Source organism: Streptomyces sp. BK239 (assembly GCF_004217285.1).
Lineage (GTDB): Bacteria > Actinomycetota > Actinomycetes > Streptomycetales > Streptomycetaceae > Streptomyces.
Window position 1 is genome coordinate 627,453 of the sequence record NZ_SHKS01000004.1, and the last position, 18,307, is coordinate 645,759.

The window sequence follows — 18,307 nt, forward strand, 5'->3', positions numbered from 1 at the left end:
CGACCGATCCCCCGCCTCGACTCGTCCCGAACCACGCCCCTCTGAGGTAGCCCCATGCCGTTGTCGCACGACCACATCCGCACCATCGTCGAGACCTACCTCGCTCGCCACCCTCACGAGCGCATGCAGCTCGGCGGTCTCCTGGATGCCCTCGACCGGCCCACCGACATCGCCAGCCGCTCCACCTTCACCGGGCACGTCACCTGCGGCGCGATCGTCGTCGACCCGCTCGGCCGCGTCCTGCACGTGCTGCACCTGGCGAGCGGGAAGGTCCTCGCCCCCGGCGGACACACCGAGTCCGTCGACGAGTCCCTGGCAGCAGCGGCGCTGCGGGAGCTGCACGAGGAGACCGGGATCCCGCCCCAGGCCGTGGCACCGTGGCCCGGCTACGAGACTGTGCCGTTCGACATCGACACCCACGACATCGACGCCCGCCCAGGCAAAGGCGAACCCGGCCACCAGCACTTCGACCTCCGGTTCCTCTTCCGCCAGCACACCGCGACCGAGGCGCCGGTGGTGCTGCAGGAAGAAGAGGTCGGCGGCATCGAGTGGCGTCCCGTGGACAGGGTGACCTCCCCCTCCCTGCGCGAGAAGCTGCTCAAGCTCACGCCCAAGACCGAACCGGAGACCGCCAATGCCTCCGCCCTGATCTACAACGACCGCGGCGAGTACCTGCTCCACCTGCGCGACTACTTCCCCGGCCGTATCTGGGAGCCGGGCATGTGGTCCCTGCTGGGCGGCGGCCGAGAGCCCCAGGACGCCACCCTGGAACACACCGTGCGGCGCGAACTGGCCGAGGAAGCCGGCCTCGACATTGCCGACCTGACCCCGTTCGGCACCGAGTACGCCTTTGACGACGCCGGCGCGACCGTGCCCATCGCCATCTACGCCGGCCGCTGGAACGGCGATCCCCGCGAACTCCGCCTGACGGAAGGGGTGATGCTGGCCTGGTTCGCCCCCGACGACCTCCACCGCCTGCGCATCGCAGACACCACCAGCGACCTCGTACGGCGTCACGCCGCCAGCCGCCCGGCCATCGCGTCCAGCACCGCGCCGCGGAGCGGGCTCTCATCGCACGAGGAGCGCCGCCCAGCTTCGCCGCACGGCACAGTCCTCAACGTCATCGGCGTCCACCTCTACCTGGAGCGGCCCGACGGGACGGTGCTGCTCGGGCTGCGTCACCCCGACTCCGCGTTCGCGCCGTCCACCTGGCACGCCCTGGCCGGCCACTGCGAGCAGGAGAGCGCCATCACCTGCCTGATCAGGGAGGCACGGGAAGAAGCCGGCCTGCACATCGAGCACCAGGACGTCGAACTCGTCCACGTCGTCCACCACATCGACAAGGCCGGGGACCGGCCCCGCGTGGGCCTGTTCTTCCGCGCTCGCGCCTGGAGCGGCGAGCCGGAACTGCGTGAGCCGGACAAGTGCACCCAGTGGAGGTTCTGGGACCCCGCCGCCTTGCCCGACAACCTCGTTTCCTACACCCGGGTGGCCATCGAGAAGATCCAGAGCGGGGACCTGTACAGCGAGACGGGCTGGCCCGCATGACCGGCACGCCGAGCGGCGCACACCGTCGTCTGTCCACTGAAACTGCGGCCGGTCGTGAGAACACCCGTCTGGTGGTGATCCGCGGCAACTCGGCGTCCGGCAAGTCCAGCATGGCCCAGGGCCTGCGATCACTACGGCCGCGGTATCGCGATCGTGGGCCAGGACGTGATCCGCCGGAACGTGCTCAGAGAACACGACACCGCGCGCGGCGCCAACATCGCCCTGCTGGGCAGGATCGCAGGCGCGCGCCACCACCGCACAGTGCTGCTCAACGCCATGGAGAACGCAGGCTTTACCAACTATGCGACCGAGTTCTGGCACTTCTCGGTAGCGGACCGGTACGACGCGCTGATGCGACAGGAGCCGGACGCGCGCTATGGACCGATCGAGCTGCCTTAGCGCGCCGGCATCCTCGTCCACTTCCTCGCCATCCACACCGATCCCGACGGACAGGAGCGCGGCCACCGCACCCTGACCAGGCAGCGACGGACGGAACACATCGAACGGAGGCACGCGTGCCTGACGACACCCAGCAGGCGATCCCAGCCGTCCCGAACCCAGCGACCGGAGGTGAACCACAACAGCACCACATGCACCTGCTCGGGCGGTACTACCGCCAACTGGAAGCAGGCCGCAAAACGATCGAAGTGAGGGTGGCCACCGCGCGGAAGCGCGCCGTTGCGGTCGGCGACACGGTCGTCTTCCACGACCGGGACACCGGGCGGGAACTCGACGTCATTGTTAAGCGGATCAGCCCGTACCACTCCTTCCAGGACCTGCTCAGCTCAGAGGACGCCGCGCGCATCGACCCGGACGGGCCGCCCGGAGAGCTGCTCGCCAACCTCCGCAGCATCTACCCGCCCGCCAAGGAGGCCCTCGGCGTTCTCGCCCTCGCGTTCGACCACCGCCCTGCACGACCGGGCCGCCCTATGCCGATGACGCCCACGCAGTACGCGCAGACCGTCCCCCACCACACGGTGTACGGCTGCCTTTACGTCCGCGACGAGCACGACCGGCCGGTCCAACTGCGCTCGGTCTACGGCTCGAGACTTTGGCAGTTCCCGGGCGGCAACCTCGACGCCCCAGGCGAGGACCCGCTACAGACCGCACGGCGAGAGGCCGTCGAGGAAACGGGCCTCGAACTCGGTCTGGACACGCCGAAGCTGCTCCTGACGCACTTCCTGCACGCCGGGCCGCGTCTGCCGCTGAACAAGGTGGGGCTCATCTTCGACGGAGGCCAGTTGACCGCCGACCAGCTCGGCCGGATCCGACTCGATCCCGCCGAGCACGACATGTGGGCCGTCCACGACCTCGCGACCTGGCAGGAACTGATGGCGCCTCGCGCCTTCGCCCGCCTCGACGCCATCGAACGAGCCCGGCGCGGCGAGGGCCCCGCCTACCTGATCACGCACACCTGAACCGCAGCACCCCACCCGGGGAGGCAACCGTGCCCGCCAAGGACACCAACACCCAGTCGTGCCTGCCTGCTGTGCCGTTTGGAGGGGTCAATGTCTGTCACCAGCCCGGTGAGCGCTACCAAACGGTCTTGACGGTCCTGGGCTCCGAGGCACTCGCGGCCCAGCGCGAGGTCACCCGCATCCACCTGCGGCTGTGGTCCGTGGAGGAGCTCACGCTCACCGCCGAGCTCGGTGTCACTGCTGCTGACAAACGTCCTGGTCCATGCGCCGGCAACGGTGAGTTGCTGGTGCGTGAGGCGCCGGACGGTGTCGTGGTGGGGGCGGTACCGGTCGTCAAGGAACCCATGGAGGACCGGACAGGCGGGCGGGGTCTGTTCCTGTTGTCGCAGCTCGCCGAGGAGCTGGAAGTCCACCAGCTCACCCGGGGCAAGCAGGTGTGGTCCCGGCTCAGCCACACCTCCTCCGGCGCCAACGAGGAGGGGCGATGCTGACCGACCAACGGCCGTCGGAGCACGGCGCATCTCCCGGAAACGGTGAGTCAGTTCGGCCAATTCCGGACTGGCGGGACCTCCAGCCCCAATATCTACACTCAGGCATTCGCCGGGCATCGGGGGCCTGCCGTGCGGGAAGCCAGGCACATCCTCCAGTCCGGCCACGGTGCCCTACCGGGACGCCTGGACGCCTTATCCCCGCCCGGGCATGGCCACTCCAGGAGGTCACAGCGGCGAGGGGTGAAGATCCGGTGTGTCCGGCCTAGTACGTGGCATCGTCCGCCCTCTCTTCCAGGAGTACATGCATGCAGGCTGTCCTGGCCGTCCGGTCCGATCTTCCCGCTTGGCTACGCCTCGCGGGTCAGGTCGAAGATCTGTTCGGCCCCTTGGTCGACGATCCAGAGTTCCGGGCGGCCTTGGAACGCAACGTGGAGCGCGGCACCGCTTTGTGCGTGCGGGATGCGGAGGGCGGGCCCGGAGCGGCGCTCGCCGGCGGCCTGTTGATGTCGGTGCGCCCTCCACGGTACGAGATCAGCTGGCTGGCCGTCAGCACCGCGTTTCGGGGCAGAGGCATCGGGGCCCTCCTGGTCCGGTCCGCACTGCACGACCTCACTGCTGCTCCAGGAACCGTCGAGGTGACGACCTTCGGGCCGGACCACCCAGGCCGACGTGCCCGGGGCTTCTACGAACGTCTCGGCTTCGAGCCGACAGACTCAGTCTCGGCCGACGGCACACGCCAGACGTACCAGTTGCACCTGCAGGCCACATGAGGCGGCTCCCGTTACGGCCCGGGAGGCCACTTCGGCCCGGTCTGCCGGTTCCCACCGAAGTCGGGGGCGGCACCTCGCAGTTATCAGCTGCCGCAGCCGTTGTGCGATGAGGAGGGTGTCGTGAGGAACAGCACAACCCGAGCACGTCCCGTTGTACCGGTGGTGATCCTGGGGGCAGGGCCTTGCGGGCTGGCATGCGCGCACGAACTCCAGCGTCTCGGTCGCCGCGACTGGATGCTGCTGGAAGCCGCGCCGACGGTCGGGGGCCTGGGCTCCTCGGTCGTCGACGAGGCCGGCTTCACTTGGGATCTCGGCGGTCATGTCGTGTTCTCCAAGTTGAAGAGCTTCGACGCGCTGCTTGCGGAGTTGTTCGAGCCGGAGGAGCTGCTGCACCACGAGCGTTCCTCGTTCATCCGGCACGGCGGGAGCTGGGTGCCCTACCCCTTCCAGCAACACCTGCACCACCTGCGCCGGGCAACAGCCCGGAGGTGTTTGGACGATCTGACCGCAGCACAGGATCGAGGCCGCGCTCCCGCTGGGACGGACTTCGCCTCGTGGCTGGAGGCGACCTATGGTCCGGCCCTGGTGGAGGAGTTCTTCGCCCCCTACAACCGGAAAATCTGGGCCACCAGCCTGAGCGAGATGTCCGCCTCATGGATTGCGGAACGGGTCGCGCCCGCCGACACCGGCGCGCTTCAGCACGCGCTGAAGACGGGCTCCACCGGCACGCAAGCGTGGGGCCCCAACGCGCAGTTCGCGTTCCCTGCCGTGGGCGGCACCGGCGCGATCTGGCAGCGGCTCGCCGCCTGCCTGGACGGCGATGTCCGCACCGGTCAGAGCGTCGTCCACGTCGATGAGGCCGCAAAGACCCTGCTGACAGCCGACGGCACCGTACTCACCTACGGCCACCTGGTCGCCACCGGCGCGCTCGACAGGCTCGTTGCGATGACAGCCGGAGCACCAGAGGACGTGCGCCACGCAGCCAGCACCCTGCGCCACACCACCGTGGCGATGGCTGGACTCGGCTACCGGTCACCGACGACCGACCGGCGCTCGTGGCTGTACTTCCCCGGAGGGGAGGCACCGTTCTACCGGGCGACGAACTTCTCCCGATACGCGCCGGCCAATGTCCCGGACTCCGCCCCCAGCCGGTACTCGGCCTGGATGACCGAAACGTCGCTGTCCGCGGGTACCCTGCTGGACCGGACCGGACTGGTCGAGGACTGCGACACGGCGCTGCGTCGCTGCGGCCTGGTCCCCGAGCGCGCCGAACGTGTCAGCGGCCACGTGGAGCTGATCCCCTACGCCTACCCGGTGCCGACCACAGGCCGGGACGCGGCGCTGACGCTCATCCAGCCGTGGCTGGAGAGGCACGGAATCTACTCACGCGGGCGCTTCGGTACCTGGCGTTACGAGATCGGCAACATGGATCACGCCGTCACCATGGGCCAGGACATCGCCCGACGGCTCGCGCACGGCACCCCCGAGCGGATCTACACGGCTCCCCGTACGACTGTGGGGGCCGTCGATGCGCGCTGAACCTGCGCTGGATGCCCAGCCGGTGACCGAGTGGCTTCTGGTCGGCGCCGCACCGGAGGGCCCGCCCGCCGTCCGGGCCCTTCTCGAACTCGGTGTCACACACGTACTGGACTGCCGGACCCCGCGCCCGGTGCCGCCTCTCGCCGCCGTATGCCCCGACCTGGTGTGGCATACGGCGCCCACCGCGGACGACGGCGCCTCTCGGGGGGCCGACTGGTACGCCGCCTGCGTGTCCTTCGCCGAGCTGGCTGCGCGCGAGGACGGGGCCCGGCTGTACTGCCACTGCGCGGCCGGAGTCAACCGCTCGCCGGCCGCCGCCTACGCCATCCTGCGCGCGCGGGGATGGGAGCCCGCCACCGCCCGCGACCGCATCCTGACCTGTCGCCCCAAGGCCCGTCCCCTCTACTTCGAGGATGCCGAGCGGTGCCTGCGCGAGCTGGGCTTAGCCGAACAGGAGTCGCCGTGATCCGTGTCAGCCGCCTGCTCTCCGCCGCCTACACCGTCCGGTCCCTGTACATGACCGCGTCCATGGCCCTGTCCTACCGATGCCTGCGCTCCGAGGCCAACCAGGCCGAACATGCGTCGCCCGGCGGGGCGACCGGTCTAACGGTGATCATCCCGGCGCTGCGCGAACAGGCGGTGATCCCCCGCTCGCTGGCGCATTTCGCGGAGCTCGCCGCCCAGTGGCCGCAGCTGCGCGTCCTGGTGGTCACCGCCGCTCGTGAGTCGGCCGAGACACCCAGCGGCCGGCAGACCACCGAGGACCTGTGCCGGGACCTCGCACGGGGACACAACGAGCGGCTGGCCAGGGAGGTCTTCCACGTCGTGTCCTATCCGGGCCAGGGACGCCGGGCTTCCCAGCTCAACTATGCTGTCGCGGCGCTGGAGGTGTTGCTGCCGCCCTCGGACGACTACATCGCGGTGTTTGACGCCGACGCGGTTCCCGACGCCCGGCTGCGCTCCCAGTTCGCCCAGGCCGCCGCTGGCCGGCCCGCGATGATCCAGCAGCCGATGCTGCCCGCCTTCCCCGCGGGCCGCGGGCGGCGCTCGGCAGTGATGTCCGGTCAGGACCTTGCCTCGTTCCGCCGCACCCTCGGCATCGAATACCGGCGCATCAAGGTGGCCTGCCTGTGCGCTCCCGGACGACGTCCCCGGCTGCTGACCGCGCTGGCACGCCCGATGGTCTACGGAGTGGGCTCCGGGCTCATCGTGCGCCGCGACAAGATCGAGGACATCGGGTTCTTCCAGGAACCGCACGACGACCTCGCGGTCGGCCACCGTCTGAGCATGGCCGGCGAGCCCATCGCGGTCCTGCCCTCGGTCAACATCGTCGAGCCGTACCAGAGCGTTGGGGCCATGGCCCGCGCGTTCAGCAGCGTGGCTTTCGCGAACGCCGCGACCCGCCACGACTACCGTTTCGCCGCTGCCCGGCCCACCCGGCTCTCGCGCACCGGCCAGCGGCTGCTGGCAGCCCGGGCTCTCGCCGACGGCGCCGCCTGGGCTCTGGGGCCAGTGGTGATGACGGCCGCAGCCGTGCATCTGGCCGCCCGGCGGCAGCTCTCACCGCTGGCCGTGGCCGCGCTGGCAGCGGGGGTCATCGAGCCGGTCGTGGCGTACCGGCTGCGCGGCCGGCTCCTTGAGGATTTCCGGACGCCCGGCCAGGCCCGTGGCGGCTGGCAGCAGCCGCCGGCCTTCGCGGCCATCGCCACCTTCCTGCCCCAGCCCGCGGTGAGCGCGCTCGGCCCGTGGCTGCTGGCCCTGCGCGCGAGCGCCGCCAAACTCACCGGCCGGGACTTGCGGTTCACCAAGACCGAGCACCTGGGCGAGATCGCCCCCGAACCCCGAGGAGGCACGCTTCATGGGTGATCTGGACATCGGCTGGGCCGTGCCCACCGAGTTCCCCGAAACCGGCTGGACCCGCGAGTCCATCGACCAGCACCTTGCCGAGGCCCGGGGCGAGATAACGGCCTGGGAGGACCCCGAGCAGATCCGGCTCGGCTTCGCGATGGCCGCCCCCCACCCGGAGGCCGTACGTGTCCTGGGCGACTGGTCGGCGGTCAACACCAACAACGTCGGGGTCCATACCCGTTTCGGCGAGGGCAAGGCCGGCACCCGGCGGCTGGAGAAGGAAGCCCTGGCCGTCCTAGCTGACCTTTACCACGGCGGAGCCCTCGACGGGCACCTGACCAGCGGCGCCAGCGAAGCGACCCTCGCCGCCCTGCGTATCGCCCGCAACCTGCTGCGTACCGACGGCCACCGGATACGCGTGCTCACCTCGGACCTGTGCCACGCCTCCGTCGCCAAAGCTGCCGAGATCCTCGACATCGACCTGGTACGCCTTCCCGCCGGGCCCACCTGGGCCCTGACCCGCGAACAAGTCCACAGGGCCGCCGATGAGGCCATCGCGGCCGGAGATACCGGCATCATCGTGGTGGCCGCTGCCGGGTACTACAACAGCGGCTTCGCCGACCCCGTCGAAGAGATCGCCGCCGACCTGCGCGACCTCGCCTTGCAGCGCCCCGAACAGGTCGGCTGCTTCCTGCACGTAGACGCTGCGCACGGCGGATTCGTCTTCCCCTTCACCGCCCCCGATCTGCCCTTCGACTTCCGCAGCCCCGGCGTGCACTCCATGGCCGTCGACCCTCACAAGGCCGGCCTCATGCCCTACGCGTGCGGGGCCCTGCTCGTCCGCAAGGGATTGCTCGAACACGTCACCCGCATCGACCCCCACACCCGGATCCCCGACGAGACCGTCCTGGGCTCCCGTCCCGGCGCCACCGCGGCTGCCCTGTGGGCCACCTTGCACACCCTGGGCCGCACTGGTTACACCGCCCTCACCACCCGCTGCCTCGAACGCCGCGACCAGCTCACCGCGGCCGTACAGGCCGCCGACCCCAGCGCCCTGCTGGTGCCCGCCCTGCACGCGCCCGTCGTCTCCGCCGCCTTCAGCCACCCCGGCGGACGGCTGCCGCCGGAGTTGTGCGAGCGCTACCGGCTCGTCCCCTTAACCCTCCCGGACCCCTGCGGGGACGGAAGGACACGCCTCTTCTACCACTTCTACGCCTCCGGCTCCCTGACCGAAACCCAGATCACCGCATTCGCCGACCACCTGGCCGATGCCATAGCCCAAGCTCGCGCGATTGCTTCCGACGGCCCTGGAAGCAGCCGGAGCATCACCTCCGAAGTGGTCGCGGACACCCGCACCCACACCGACTGCTTCCGTCACTTCGTCGTCCACCCCGAAGGCCGCCGCGACCCGCAGATCTCGGGCTACTCCTTCCACACCTTCACCCACCGGCGCACCACCGGCGAGCAGATACAGGACACTCGCTGGGGCCCGGCACGGGCCGGCGGCGACTTGTGGGTCTACGCCCCCGATCTGAAGAACCCCTTCGCCAACGAGCTGATGGGTGTACGCACCGAGCACTACTTCCTCGAAGTCCTCGACCTCCACCAGCAGCAGCTGTCCCTCGTCGGCGCGATCCACGCCACGATGCTGCTGCCCGGCTCCCTGCGCGTCCTGCTGAACTTCGAGCCGGACGGCACCTTCCGCTCCGCCGAGTACAAGGCACTCGGTGAGCAGGGAGCCGATGAACTGCAGATCTTCCCCGACGCCATCACCGCCAAGATCGGCAAGTACGCAGCGGGATTCCTCCGCCCCCACAGCGACGACTACTCCTTCTCCATCGACACCTCGTCCGAGATCAGCGTGGCCCGCACCGAGACCGCCGCCGCACCCGTCGTCCTGACCGCCCGTCACAACGCCGATGTGCTGCTGCCCCGCCGCAGGCACCTTCGACGCGAGCAGTTCCGGCGCTTCCCGAACCGGTTCTTCGACACAGAACTGGCCATTGAGGCCGGCCAGACCTGGAAGGGCACCGCCTACCTGGCCGAACTCCTCGCCCCCACTGACATCGGCACCATCCTGGCGGCCCGCTCCGCCACCGCCGGACTGTGCACCGTGGACGGCAGGATCAGCGACAGCGGCCTGCACCTGGCACTCACCCCGCTGTCCGAGCCGAGGACCGAAGCCATCGAACTCTCCGCTCCCTTCGACCTCGGCCGGCATCTGCACGATGCCCTGCCCCGCCTGGACGTCCGAGATCCGCTACAGCTCGGCATCGAGCAGGTCGTCGAATTCGCCGAGCAGGTCCATGAGGTGTTCACGCGCGACGGGCTGCCCTCCGGCCTCGTCATCGCGGGAGCTGCCCAATGACCACAGCCGTCCTTGATCACGCCGCCGTCAGCCGTCTCCTCCCCGACGCGGGAACGCTCACCGCCCGGCCCTTGCCCCAGGGCCGCTTCAACACCTGCTGGCAACTGACCGGTGCCGGCCGCTCCTACCTCCTCAAGCTCAACGACCGTGAGGGCGAGGCCCATCTGCGTCAGATGGCCGCGGCCATGAGCGACGCGGCAGCAAGCGGGGTCACGGTCCCGCAGGTCCTACGCGTGGGCACCGACCCGGACCTGGGCCCGTTCATGCTCCAGGAATGGCTTGACGGCCGCACCTTCACCGAAGCCCGCCAGGACGACGCCATCGGGACAAACCTGTGGCCGCGGCTGGGACACCAGATCGCCCTGCTGCACTCCACCCAGCCGGCCTCCCCCCTCACGGCGACACCGGCCTCCCGTGCCCGCCAGCTCTCCGACCTCGTCGACGCTCTTTGCCGACACCGGCTGATCCCCACCGCGCTCGCCGAGGCCACTCGCCGACGCGGTCTGCCGCTGGCCCAACAGCTCAGACATCAGGAGTGCGTGAATACCCATCAGGACATCCACCCGGATAACATCCTCATCCGACCCGGCGGCAAGATCGCCCTGCTCGACTTCGACCACGCCACCCCGGCGGAGGCCGCCAGCGACTTCGTCAAACTCGACCGCTGGTGCCTGCCCTCCGCCTCCGACCGGCAAGAGCTGCTGGACGCCTACTGGCAGCAACGCGGGGAGCCGGCCGACCCGTTGTTCGAGCAGCGCCTCGCCTTCCACCGCCTGGTCATCACCCTGTCGTACTTCCTGTACTGGCACGGCCGTGACCCCACCCAGCTCCCCGGGTGCATCACGGCCCTGCAAACCGAACTGGAGCGAACATGACTGCCAGCGAAACCGCCACTGCCGCCCCGGCTGCACCGGTCAGCGGGCCCGGCGTCCAGGTCGTCGCCGCACTGCTGCGGCGCGGCGACCACATCGTCCTGGTCCAGGAACAGCGTGACGGCAAGGAGATGTGGTCCATCCCCGGCGGCGGCGTCGAGCGCGGCGAACTCCTCGCCGAGGCTCTGGTCCGCGAGGTCAGGGAAGAGACCGGTCTAAACCTGACGACGGTGGGCCCACTGGCCTACCTCGTCAACACCACGACCGCCCGGTATCCCTCCACGGTGGTCGCGACCTTCGACTGCGCCGAGTGGGACGGCGAGATCGCGGTGCACGACCCGGACGGCAAAGTGACCGGCGCGGTCCTGCTGCCGCTGGACCAGGCGAAGTCCGTCCTGGCGTCCTCCAGTGCGACCCGACCCGAGATCGAACCCCTGCTGGACTACCTCGACAGCCTCAGCGCCGGCCGCGTGTGGTCCTACCGGGACGACCAGCCCATCGAATAACCGCGCCCGGGGCACCAGCCCCGGGGGGCAGGGAGAGGACCTATGACGCTCACCCGCGACCTCGACTCGACCACGGCCGCGCTCGACCCGCTCGGCGCCGACGCGGTGATGAGGGCCCTGCCCCAGGCCAACATCGCAGCTGACACCACCTGGCTGCGTACCCGAGCCGAGCACCTCTCCCGGCACGCCGCCTCGATCCGCGACGCCGCCCCCGCCCGGGCGGCGTTACGGGACCTCGGCATGATCACCGCCTCCCTCGCCCGCCACACCGGCCACCCGGTCCCGCCACCCGCCGTCCAAGCGGCCATGCTTCGCCTCGGTGCCGCGGCCGACGAGGTACCCCGGGAGACGGTGTACTCCTACGCCACCCGCAACCCCCGCGGTCCCCGAAGGCGTTCCTTCACCGACACCCCAGGCGAGCACGTATTCATCGACGAGGTCACCGCTGCCAGCCACGCGCTCGACGACGCGATCCGGCACTGCTCCGGCCTTCCTGCTGCTGCCGACCGGAACACAGCTGACGCCCTCGCCGCTGTCGTCCATGAGCGGCTGCGAGACTTCGCCGCCCGCTTGCTTACGGTCAAACGCACGCTGACACCGCACTACTTCACCGGTCTCCTGCGCCCGTACTACCCGCCCCTCGAGATCGACGGCCGGACCTACTACGCGCCGGGCGGTGCCCAGATGCCGCTGCTCGTGCTCGATGTGGTGATCCTCAGCCAGGCGGCCACCGGCGAACTCGCCGCCTGGTACGAGCAGTACGTCACCGACAACGTCCTGTATCTGCCGCCGCACCACCGCGCCCTGGTCGACGCGGGACGCCGAACTCCAGGTCTGGCCCGCCTCGCCCACCGTCGTCCCCATCTGCGGCCGGCCGCTGCCCTGCTCATCGACGACCTGCTGCGTTTCCGCCTGCCCCACCGCCAACTCGCCCGGGCCAACATGGCCGTCCGGGCCGACGGATCCCTCGGCAGCGGCGGCTACACCACCAGCGCCCTCGACCACCTGCTCGACGTCACCGACAGCGCCCGCGCCCTCCTCAGCCCCGGGAGCCCCCTATGAGCCCCTCCATCGACAGCGACTTTCCGCCCTTCCCGCTCGGCGCCCCACGCTCCCCACTCGCGCTCACCCCTACGAGCGGCAGGCCGCCGCAGCCGGTTACAGACCAGGTACGTCTGGCCTACCCCAGCCGCATCAATGCCATGGCCCTGGACTCCAGCAAGATCGTTCCCGGCCAAGGTGCCTACCTAGCGGGTGAACTCCTTTTCACCTGCGACCTCATGCGCCGCGTCGAGGTCGACATCGTCGACGACGGCCCCGCCGTGCAGACCACCCCGGACTGCGACCACCCGGTCCTGGCCCGGCACGCCGCGCTGCTGATGCGTGCGGCGCTCTGCACCCACGAGCGGCTGCGGGTACGCGTGAGCGCCCCGGACATGCCCGCGCACCTCGGGCTCGGATCGAGCAGTGGACAGATCGCCGCCGTGGCCGCGGCCGTCAACGAGCTCTACGGGCGGCCCGTCGCCGCCCGTCAGCTCGTCAAGTTCCTGGCGCTCAACCACGGTGAGGAAATCGACCACGAGGACAGTCACCTTCTGCCGGTCCAGTGCCTGGGCGGATCCGCGGCGGCCGGGCTCATAACAGGCGCGGTCCAGGTGGTCGCCGGCGCGCAGGTGCCGCTGCTGCAAGCCGCCTTGCCCGAGGAGACGCACATCGTGCTCGGCATGCCCCACGACCCGGTGATCTGGGACGCCCGGGACAGCCTTGCCGCCGAGGCCCGCCACTTCGACGCTTTCACCGCAACCGGCCGCACGTACGGCCCCGAGATCGCCTACCGGCTCCTGCACGACGCCTGGCCCGCCCTGATCGACGGCGACCTCCGCCCGCTCGGCAGCCTGTTGTTCGACTACCGCTTCCGGATGGGCAGCCTCGCCAACTGCGCATTCTCCCACCCCGACTTGCTGGCCACGGGCGAGAAGGTCGAACACATCTTCACCGACCGCCTCGCCGAGGTCCTCACCCTCTCCTCCGTCGGCCCCACCTTCGCCGCCCTCACCCGCACCCCCGAAAGGTGCGAGCAAGCATTCGCCGACGCGGGACTGCGGACCCTGCGCTGCCAGCCGTGGAACAGCGGGTACACGCTCCACGGCCAGGAGGAACAATGACCCACACCGGACCGGCCCCCACCGGCACATACTGGAACGACCGTGCCACGGTCACCGCTTTCGCCGCGCTGGCCGTACCGCCCTACCTCGCGGAGCTGCTCACCGCCCCGGTGCCCGAAGCCGCTCTCGCGCTCGACGCGGGCTGCGGTGCCGGCCGGAACCTGCCCGCCCTGGCCGCAGCGGGCTACCAGGTGCTCGCGATCGACCTGCACCCCGGCATGCTGCAAGAGGCCCGCCGCCGCACCGGGCCCCGGACCATCTTCGTCGAAGCCGACGTCACCAGCCTCCCGGTGGGCGACCAGCGGGCGTCCCTCGTTGTGTGCCACGGCGTCCTGCATAACCTCCACCACCGTGACGCTCTCGCCAGGGCGCTACGCGAGCTGCACCGAGTCCTCGTCCCCGGCGGAACACTGTCGCTGAACCTCTTCACTGCTGGTCACCTCGACCCGTGCCTGGCTCCCCTCGGCAACGACCGGTACGCGCTGCCGAACGGCCAGCACATGACGCTCATTTCCCCCGATGACCTCCTCTGCTTCATCCATGCCTCAGGGCTCGTCCCAGGTGGGGAAGCCGTGCAGTACCTCAGCCCGGGAGACCCGGGGCAGCGCTCGGTATGGCGCGCGACCCTCACCCGGCCGTAGCTCATCTGAAGGGACCACTCGTGCTTCTCGTCGCGGCCACCACCGATTCGCCGACCGACTCGAGCGTCGCCTATACCCACCTCAGCGTCCCCATGGCCGGCCCCGCCCTCGTCCTTGACGAGCCGACCCTGCGCCGTCAGCTGTGGCACGGGCCCGACAGCGGTCGCCCGAAACAGGCGGCCCCCGGGGTGATCAACGTACCCTTATGGGCCTGCCATATCGACCAATCCACCAGTGAGGCCGTCTTCTTCGTCACCGTGGAATGGCGCCCAGACGCCGTCGTCCTGGCCGCCTTCCACCGCACCACAGCGCCCGCCGACGCGTCCGGAGACTTCACGGCCTGGGCCTGCGCCATCGCCGATGAGCGTGCTGCGGTGAACTTCCCCCTGCCCCGCCCCGGCCATCGCTCCGGACAAGGCCCGGAGGCCGAGGAGAAGATCACCCTCACCGTCCCGGCCAATCCCGCCGCTGTCGCACGTCTGTTGCGCGATCATCTGCCCGCTACCGGTGCGCCGGTCTTCGGCCTCAGCATCCACCGGCGGGTCCTACGCTCGGACATCTTTCTGCCGCCCGGTACCGGGCGGCGCGAGTACGCCGCCCTGACCCCCCGTTCCGACGGAACTTGGTGGGCCAAGGCCAAAGTCCTCAAGGACGGCCGTCTCCACAAGAGCATCCGCCCCGCCGCCACCCGTGAGAAGGCCCTGGCCCACGCGGCAGAAGTCCTCGGCCACCCGCGCCTCGTTCATATCGGCAGTCTCCACCGCGCCACCTGGGACCTGCCCTCGCCGACCGACGCGGACGGCCACTGGTCCACTGTCACCGTCGACACCACCGCCCTGGCTCCGCACCCCGGCACCCTCCAGCAGGTCGAGATCGAGTACGGGGCATGCTTCACCGCCGCCCCTGTCACCGCGACCGCCTCCCGGATCCGGCAGTCCGTGGCCGAGACCGCCGACACCGTCGCCGCCGTCCTGACGACTCACCACATCCCGCACTCCCGCAATGGCCGGAGCAAGATCGAATACTTCCTCGCAGCCGGAGCCGCCGATGCCCGCGACTGATCAGGTCATACCCGTGCTGGCCGGCTTCCTCGACGGCGACGCCAATGTGACCTCCCTCGACGCGTGGTGCACCGAGAAGATCACCGTCCAGCTCAGCGGTCTCACGATCGAACTACTCGCGTCGACCAGCACGGCAACGACCTACGTACAGCGCCTGTTCACGCCGCCCAACGACCTGTGGAACGTCGTGCGCCCCGACGCCGCAGCCACCAACATCACCGCGACGATGCGCTGTCTCGCCCTGCCCCGTGCCTGCGTCGCCGCTCTTGCCGAACGTGTCCGCTCACGGGGCACCGGAGCACCACGCCACGTACGGATGCATGTCGGTGCCCCGGCAACATGGCACCAGATGCCGGGCGGCCCGGTGCTCCTGACCGACCCTGATGCCGGGATCGCGCCGCAGATCGTCGTCCGCCACCCAGGTAGTTTCACCGTCATCACGTGCGACGACACCGATGCCACGATGAACGCCGCCCGGCATCTGAGGGAGATCGGCTACCGCCGGGCCGAGGACAACGGCTGGGTGTGCCTGCACGCGTCGGCCGCCACCATGAACGGCCGCGGCATCCTGGTCGTCGGCGACTCCGGCGCCGGCAAGTCGACGCTCGCGCTCGCGCTGGCCGCGACCGCAACGGGCGCTTTCCTCTCCAACGACCGCACCATGCTGGCCGCTTCCCCAGGCGCGGCTCCCCGGGCTGTCGCCATGCCGGGCCCGATCCGGCTCAACGGCGGCACCCTGCAAGCACTCGGCTACGCGAGCGCCGAGCGGTGGGACCTCACGCGCCCCCAGTCCACGACGGACACCGACTGGCAGAACTTCCGCGGCGCCAACAAACTTCACATCCTCCCCTCCGAATGGCATGAGCGCACCGGCACGCCCCTGGCTGCGTCCGCAACCGTGGATCTCGTCGTCTTCCCGCATGTCATCCAGGGCTCCCACGACCTCCATCTGCAGGCGACGCACCCCGAACCGGTCCGGGATCTGCTGCGCGCCCAGTGCATGTCGCCGGGCGACAACGTCTACGTCAGCGACTGGCTCGACATCCACACAAGCAACACCGACGACCTGGCGAGCAACGGAGCCCGTGTTATCGACGCCGTCGCCGACCGACCAGCTGTCAGCCTGCGCTTTGGTACCCGCACCCCGTACGCCGCCGTTACCGAGACCGTGCGCGCGGCCCTCACCAGCCCGTCCGCACGCCTATGAGTGCCACAGTGATCCCCCCGTTCAACCGGCTTCTCCACCTGCCCGGCGCCGTGGTCAAGATCTACCGCGAACCCTGGCGCGCACACACCGAGAAGGCAGCTCTGCAGCGGCTGTCCGAAGCCGGTATACGAGCCCCGTCCGTACTTGTGGACGGCTCCATCCGGGGCCGTCAGATGCTGGTCCTGCGACGTCTGCGCGGCACGGCGCCGGGCAGTGGAGAGGAGGCCGTACGGCGAGTCATCCCCTACCTGCACCGCGTCCACGAGATCACCGGCCCCGGCTTCGGTCGTCTCTTCGACCCGGTGGCCACAAGCTGGGGAGAATACCTGCGCGAGCGACTCGTCTCCTATCAGGCTGCCCTCGCCCGCCGCGGATTCCGCGAAGCCGCCGCCACAGCCGAGGCGCTGGCGGGTGCGCCCCTGCCTGAGCCGGACGCACCTCGTCTCCTGCACAACGATCCGGAGCCCGGGAACTTCTTGTTCGGGCCAGCCGCTACGGCGGGCCTCGACTGGGAGCTGGCGATCTACGGGGATCCGAACCTCGACTACGCGCGGGCCGCGCATGCCTTCGCTGTCCATCCGGTCCGTCTGAGCCGACTCCTCGCCGATCACGGCATCGCGCACTCGCAGGACGCGTTGGCCGCCTACCGCTCCGTACACCTGCTCGGACGTCTCATGTCAGCGGTCACCGCAACCCCGCCCGACCCCGCGGCTGCCCAGCGACACGCACAAGACCTGATCACGAAAACCATCTGACGACGCGATAGCGAGGACAAAATGCAGGCACGTGACCCCCACATCGGTCCCCCGGCCGGCCAGCACTCGCCCACGTCACCACTCGAACGCGACCCGCTCGGCACCGCTTCGCCGTCCGACGCCAGATGCCTGGCGCCCGGCACCTGCGACCATGGGAATCTTCCGGACCTGGACCGCTACGACGCGGTGCTCTTCGACTGGGACGGAACGCTCGTCAACAGCCATCCGCTCAATTTCCGCGCCCTCTCCCGCGCCTGCGCCAGCTGGGGCCTCACTCTGAACGAGTCGTTCTACACGTCCAGGATCGGGACCTCCGGAGCAGAGCTGATCAGTGAACTGGCAGCCACCACGGGAACCCACGTGCCGATCGGCGACGTTGTCGCCCAGTGTCTCGACCTGATCCTCGACGAGATCGCCGAACTGCAGACATACCGGCCAGTGGTTCAGCTTGCCAAGACCCTGCACGGCCGCCTTCCGATGGCAATCGCCTCGGGCGGTGCACGCCGTGCCGTCCACGCCGGCCTCGGCGCCACCGGGCTACGCCCTCTGTTCACGGACGTCATCACCGGCGAAGACGCCCCTCGGGGCAAACCGGACCCGGGGCTGTTCCTCCTCGCCTCGGCGCGTCTCGCCGTCACACCAGCCCGCTGCCTGGTTTACGAAGACTCGACCGAAGGCGTACAAGCGGCCGAGGCCGGCGGCATGGACGTCGTGGACGTTCGTTGTTTCCGTACATAAGCATCGGGGGCTTCCCGGTCAGCTCCCGCCACACCACTCGCCCGCGCGCCCGACCGCGTGATGACACCCTGGCCACCCTGCCGGCCGATGTCCTGGACACGGGCACCACGAGCCTTCCGCACTTGCTTACGATCTGGTCCTATGAGTGAGCTTGTTCCGCTTTGACGGACACCATCGGTGTGTGGTGGTCAGGCTGCGAGTGTGGTCTCGTATTCGGCGGGACTGCGGTAGCCGAGGCTGCTGTGCAGACGGTGCAAGTTGTACCAGCCTTCGATGAAATCGAAGATCGCGGTGCGGGCGGCGGCCCGGCTGGGCCAGGTGCTGGCGCCGAGCAGTTCCCTCTTGATGGTGGCGAAGAACGACTCGGCGAGTGCGTTGTC

Annotated in this window: 19 protein-coding genes; 18 read left to right on the forward strand and 1 reads right to left on the reverse strand. The window is 69.8% G+C overall.

Annotated elements, in window-relative coordinates:
• Positions 1 to 54: 54 nt before the first annotated feature.
• The 18 genes from EV567_RS16280 to EV567_RS16365 all read left to right on the forward strand — a co-directional run bounded on the left by EV567_RS16280 (position 55) and on the right by EV567_RS16365 (position 17,927).
• Positions 55 to 1,548, forward strand: coding sequence for an NUDIX domain-containing protein (locus EV567_RS16280; RefSeq protein ID WP_130440567.1), 1,494 nt, complete (start codon positions 55 to 57; stop codon positions 1,546 to 1,548).
• Between the two features lie 153 nt (positions 1,549 to 1,701).
• Entirely contained in the window at positions 1,702 to 1,947 is a 246-nt protein-coding gene (locus tag EV567_RS28215; protein ID WP_242620835.1) for a M15 family metallopeptidase, read from the forward strand.
• A gap of 116 nt (positions 1,948 to 2,063) precedes the next feature.
• On the forward strand, positions 2,064 to 2,966 hold the full coding sequence (locus EV567_RS16295) for an NUDIX domain-containing protein (RefSeq protein WP_242620836.1): 903 nt from the start codon (positions 2,064 to 2,066) through the stop codon (positions 2,964 to 2,966).
• Positions 2,967 to 3,094: 128 nt separating this feature from the next.
• Positions 3,095 to 3,457, forward strand: a complete 363-nt coding sequence (locus EV567_RS16300; protein ID WP_130440569.1) for a hypothetical protein — start codon at positions 3,095 to 3,097, stop codon at positions 3,455 to 3,457.
• Between the two features lie 305 nt (positions 3,458 to 3,762).
• Positions 3,763 to 4,227, forward strand: coding sequence for an N-acetyltransferase (locus EV567_RS16305; RefSeq protein ID WP_130440571.1), 465 nt, complete (start codon positions 3,763 to 3,765; stop codon positions 4,225 to 4,227).
• Between the two features lie 159 nt (positions 4,228 to 4,386).
• The gene (locus EV567_RS16310) at positions 4,387 to 5,766 is read left to right on the forward strand and encodes an NAD(P)/FAD-dependent oxidoreductase (protein ID WP_207228782.1); all 1,380 of its coding nucleotides are present in this window, start codon (positions 4,387 to 4,389) and stop codon (positions 5,764 to 5,766) included.
• Positions 5,756 to 6,232, forward strand: coding sequence for a dual specificity protein phosphatase family protein (locus EV567_RS27860; protein WP_165430395.1), 477 nt, complete (start codon positions 5,756 to 5,758; stop codon positions 6,230 to 6,232). Before EV567_RS16310 ends, EV567_RS27860 begins: the two co-directional genes overlap by 11 nt.
• Positions 6,229 to 7,632 carry a glycosyltransferase gene (locus EV567_RS16315; RefSeq protein ID WP_165430396.1) on the forward strand — a complete coding sequence of 468 codons (1,404 nt, stop codon included), beginning with the start codon at positions 6,229 to 6,231 and terminating at the stop codon, positions 7,630 to 7,632. Before EV567_RS27860 ends, EV567_RS16315 begins: the two co-directional genes overlap by 4 nt.
• Positions 7,625 to 9,982, forward strand: coding sequence for a pyridoxal-dependent decarboxylase (locus tag EV567_RS16320; RefSeq protein ID WP_130440575.1), 2,358 nt, complete (start codon positions 7,625 to 7,627; stop codon positions 9,980 to 9,982). The genes EV567_RS16315 and EV567_RS16320 overlap by 8 nt, the downstream gene beginning before the upstream one ends.
• On the forward strand, positions 9,979 to 10,857 hold the full coding sequence (locus EV567_RS16325; RefSeq protein WP_130440577.1) for a phosphotransferase family protein: 879 nt from the start codon (positions 9,979 to 9,981) through the stop codon (positions 10,855 to 10,857). Before EV567_RS16320 ends, EV567_RS16325 begins: the two co-directional genes overlap by 4 nt.
• Complete coding sequence (locus tag EV567_RS16330; protein WP_130440579.1) at positions 10,854 to 11,360, forward strand: NUDIX domain-containing protein; 507 nt, start codon at positions 10,854 to 10,856, stop codon at positions 11,358 to 11,360. The genes EV567_RS16325 and EV567_RS16330 overlap by 4 nt, the downstream gene beginning before the upstream one ends.
• A gap of 42 nt (positions 11,361 to 11,402) precedes the next feature.
• Complete coding sequence (locus EV567_RS16335) at positions 11,403 to 12,422, forward strand: monodechloroaminopyrrolnitrin synthase PrnB family protein (protein WP_130440581.1); 1,020 nt, start codon at positions 11,403 to 11,405, stop codon at positions 12,420 to 12,422.
• Positions 12,419 to 13,525, forward strand: a complete 1,107-nt coding sequence (locus EV567_RS16340; RefSeq protein ID WP_130440583.1) for a hypothetical protein — start codon at positions 12,419 to 12,421, stop codon at positions 13,523 to 13,525. The genes EV567_RS16335 and EV567_RS16340 overlap by 4 nt, the downstream gene beginning before the upstream one ends.
• Positions 13,522 to 14,166: a bifunctional 2-polyprenyl-6-hydroxyphenol methylase/3-demethylubiquinol 3-O-methyltransferase UbiG gene (locus EV567_RS16345; RefSeq protein WP_130440585.1), complete on the forward strand. Its 645-nt coding sequence runs from the start codon at positions 13,522 to 13,524 to the stop codon at positions 14,164 to 14,166. Before EV567_RS16340 ends, EV567_RS16345 begins: the two co-directional genes overlap by 4 nt.
• A gap of 20 nt (positions 14,167 to 14,186) precedes the next feature.
• Positions 14,187 to 15,227 carry a hypothetical protein gene (locus EV567_RS16350; protein WP_130440587.1) on the forward strand — a complete coding sequence of 347 codons (1,041 nt, stop codon included), beginning with the start codon at positions 14,187 to 14,189 and terminating at the stop codon, positions 15,225 to 15,227.
• Between the two features lie 13 nt (positions 15,228 to 15,240).
• Positions 15,241 to 16,434, forward strand: coding sequence for a hypothetical protein (locus tag EV567_RS16355; protein WP_130440588.1), 1,194 nt, complete (start codon positions 15,241 to 15,243; stop codon positions 16,432 to 16,434).
• The gene (locus EV567_RS16360) at positions 16,431 to 17,189 is read left to right on the forward strand and encodes a phosphotransferase (RefSeq protein WP_130440589.1); all 759 of its coding nucleotides are present in this window, start codon (positions 16,431 to 16,433) and stop codon (positions 17,187 to 17,189) included. Before EV567_RS16355 ends, EV567_RS16360 begins: the two co-directional genes overlap by 4 nt.
• Before the next feature lie 21 nt (positions 17,190 to 17,210).
• The gene (locus tag EV567_RS16365) at positions 17,211 to 17,927 is read left to right on the forward strand and encodes an HAD family phosphatase (RefSeq protein ID WP_130440590.1); all 717 of its coding nucleotides are present in this window, start codon (positions 17,211 to 17,213) and stop codon (positions 17,925 to 17,927) included.
• Between the two features lie 188 nt (positions 17,928 to 18,115).
• On the opposite strand, the gene EV567_RS16370 is transcribed toward EV567_RS16365, so the two are convergent.
• Positions 18,116 to 18,307: integrase core domain-containing protein (locus EV567_RS16370; RefSeq protein ID WP_242620837.1), on the reverse strand; the 192-nt coding region annotated here is incomplete at its 5' end.

Excerpts from the sequence above, each read along its gene's own strand:
- EV567_RS27860 (WP_165430395.1), top strand. The coding sequence starts at position 5,756 with ATGCGCGCTGAACCTGCGCTGGATGCCCAGCCGGTGACCGAGTGGCTT.
- EV567_RS16320 (WP_130440575.1), top strand. The coding sequence starts at position 7,625 with ATGGGTGATCTGGACATCGGCTGGGCCGTGCCCACCGAGTTCCCCGAA.
- EV567_RS16345 (WP_130440585.1), top strand. The coding sequence starts at position 13,522 with ATGACCCACACCGGACCGGCCCCCACCGGCACATACTGGAACGACCGT.
- EV567_RS16360 (WP_130440589.1), top strand. The coding sequence starts at position 16,431 with ATGAGTGCCACAGTGATCCCCCCGTTCAACCGGCTTCTCCACCTGCCC.
- EV567_RS16335 (WP_130440581.1), top strand. The coding sequence starts at position 11,403 with ATGACGCTCACCCGCGACCTCGACTCGACCACGGCCGCGCTCGACCCG.
- EV567_RS16365 (WP_130440590.1), top strand. The coding sequence starts at position 17,211 with ATGCAGGCACGTGACCCCCACATCGGTCCCCCGGCCGGCCAGCACTCG.
- EV567_RS16325 (WP_130440577.1), top strand. The coding sequence starts at position 9,979 with ATGACCACAGCCGTCCTTGATCACGCCGCCGTCAGCCGTCTCCTCCCC.
- EV567_RS16305 (WP_130440571.1), top strand. The coding sequence starts at position 3,763 with ATGCAGGCTGTCCTGGCCGTCCGGTCCGATCTTCCCGCTTGGCTACGC.
- EV567_RS16330 (WP_130440579.1), top strand. The coding sequence starts at position 10,854 with ATGACTGCCAGCGAAACCGCCACTGCCGCCCCGGCTGCACCGGTCAGC.
- EV567_RS16340 (WP_130440583.1), top strand. The coding sequence starts at position 12,419 with ATGAGCCCCTCCATCGACAGCGACTTTCCGCCCTTCCCGCTCGGCGCC.
- EV567_RS16280 (WP_130440567.1), top strand. The coding sequence starts at position 55 with ATGCCGTTGTCGCACGACCACATCCGCACCATCGTCGAGACCTACCTC.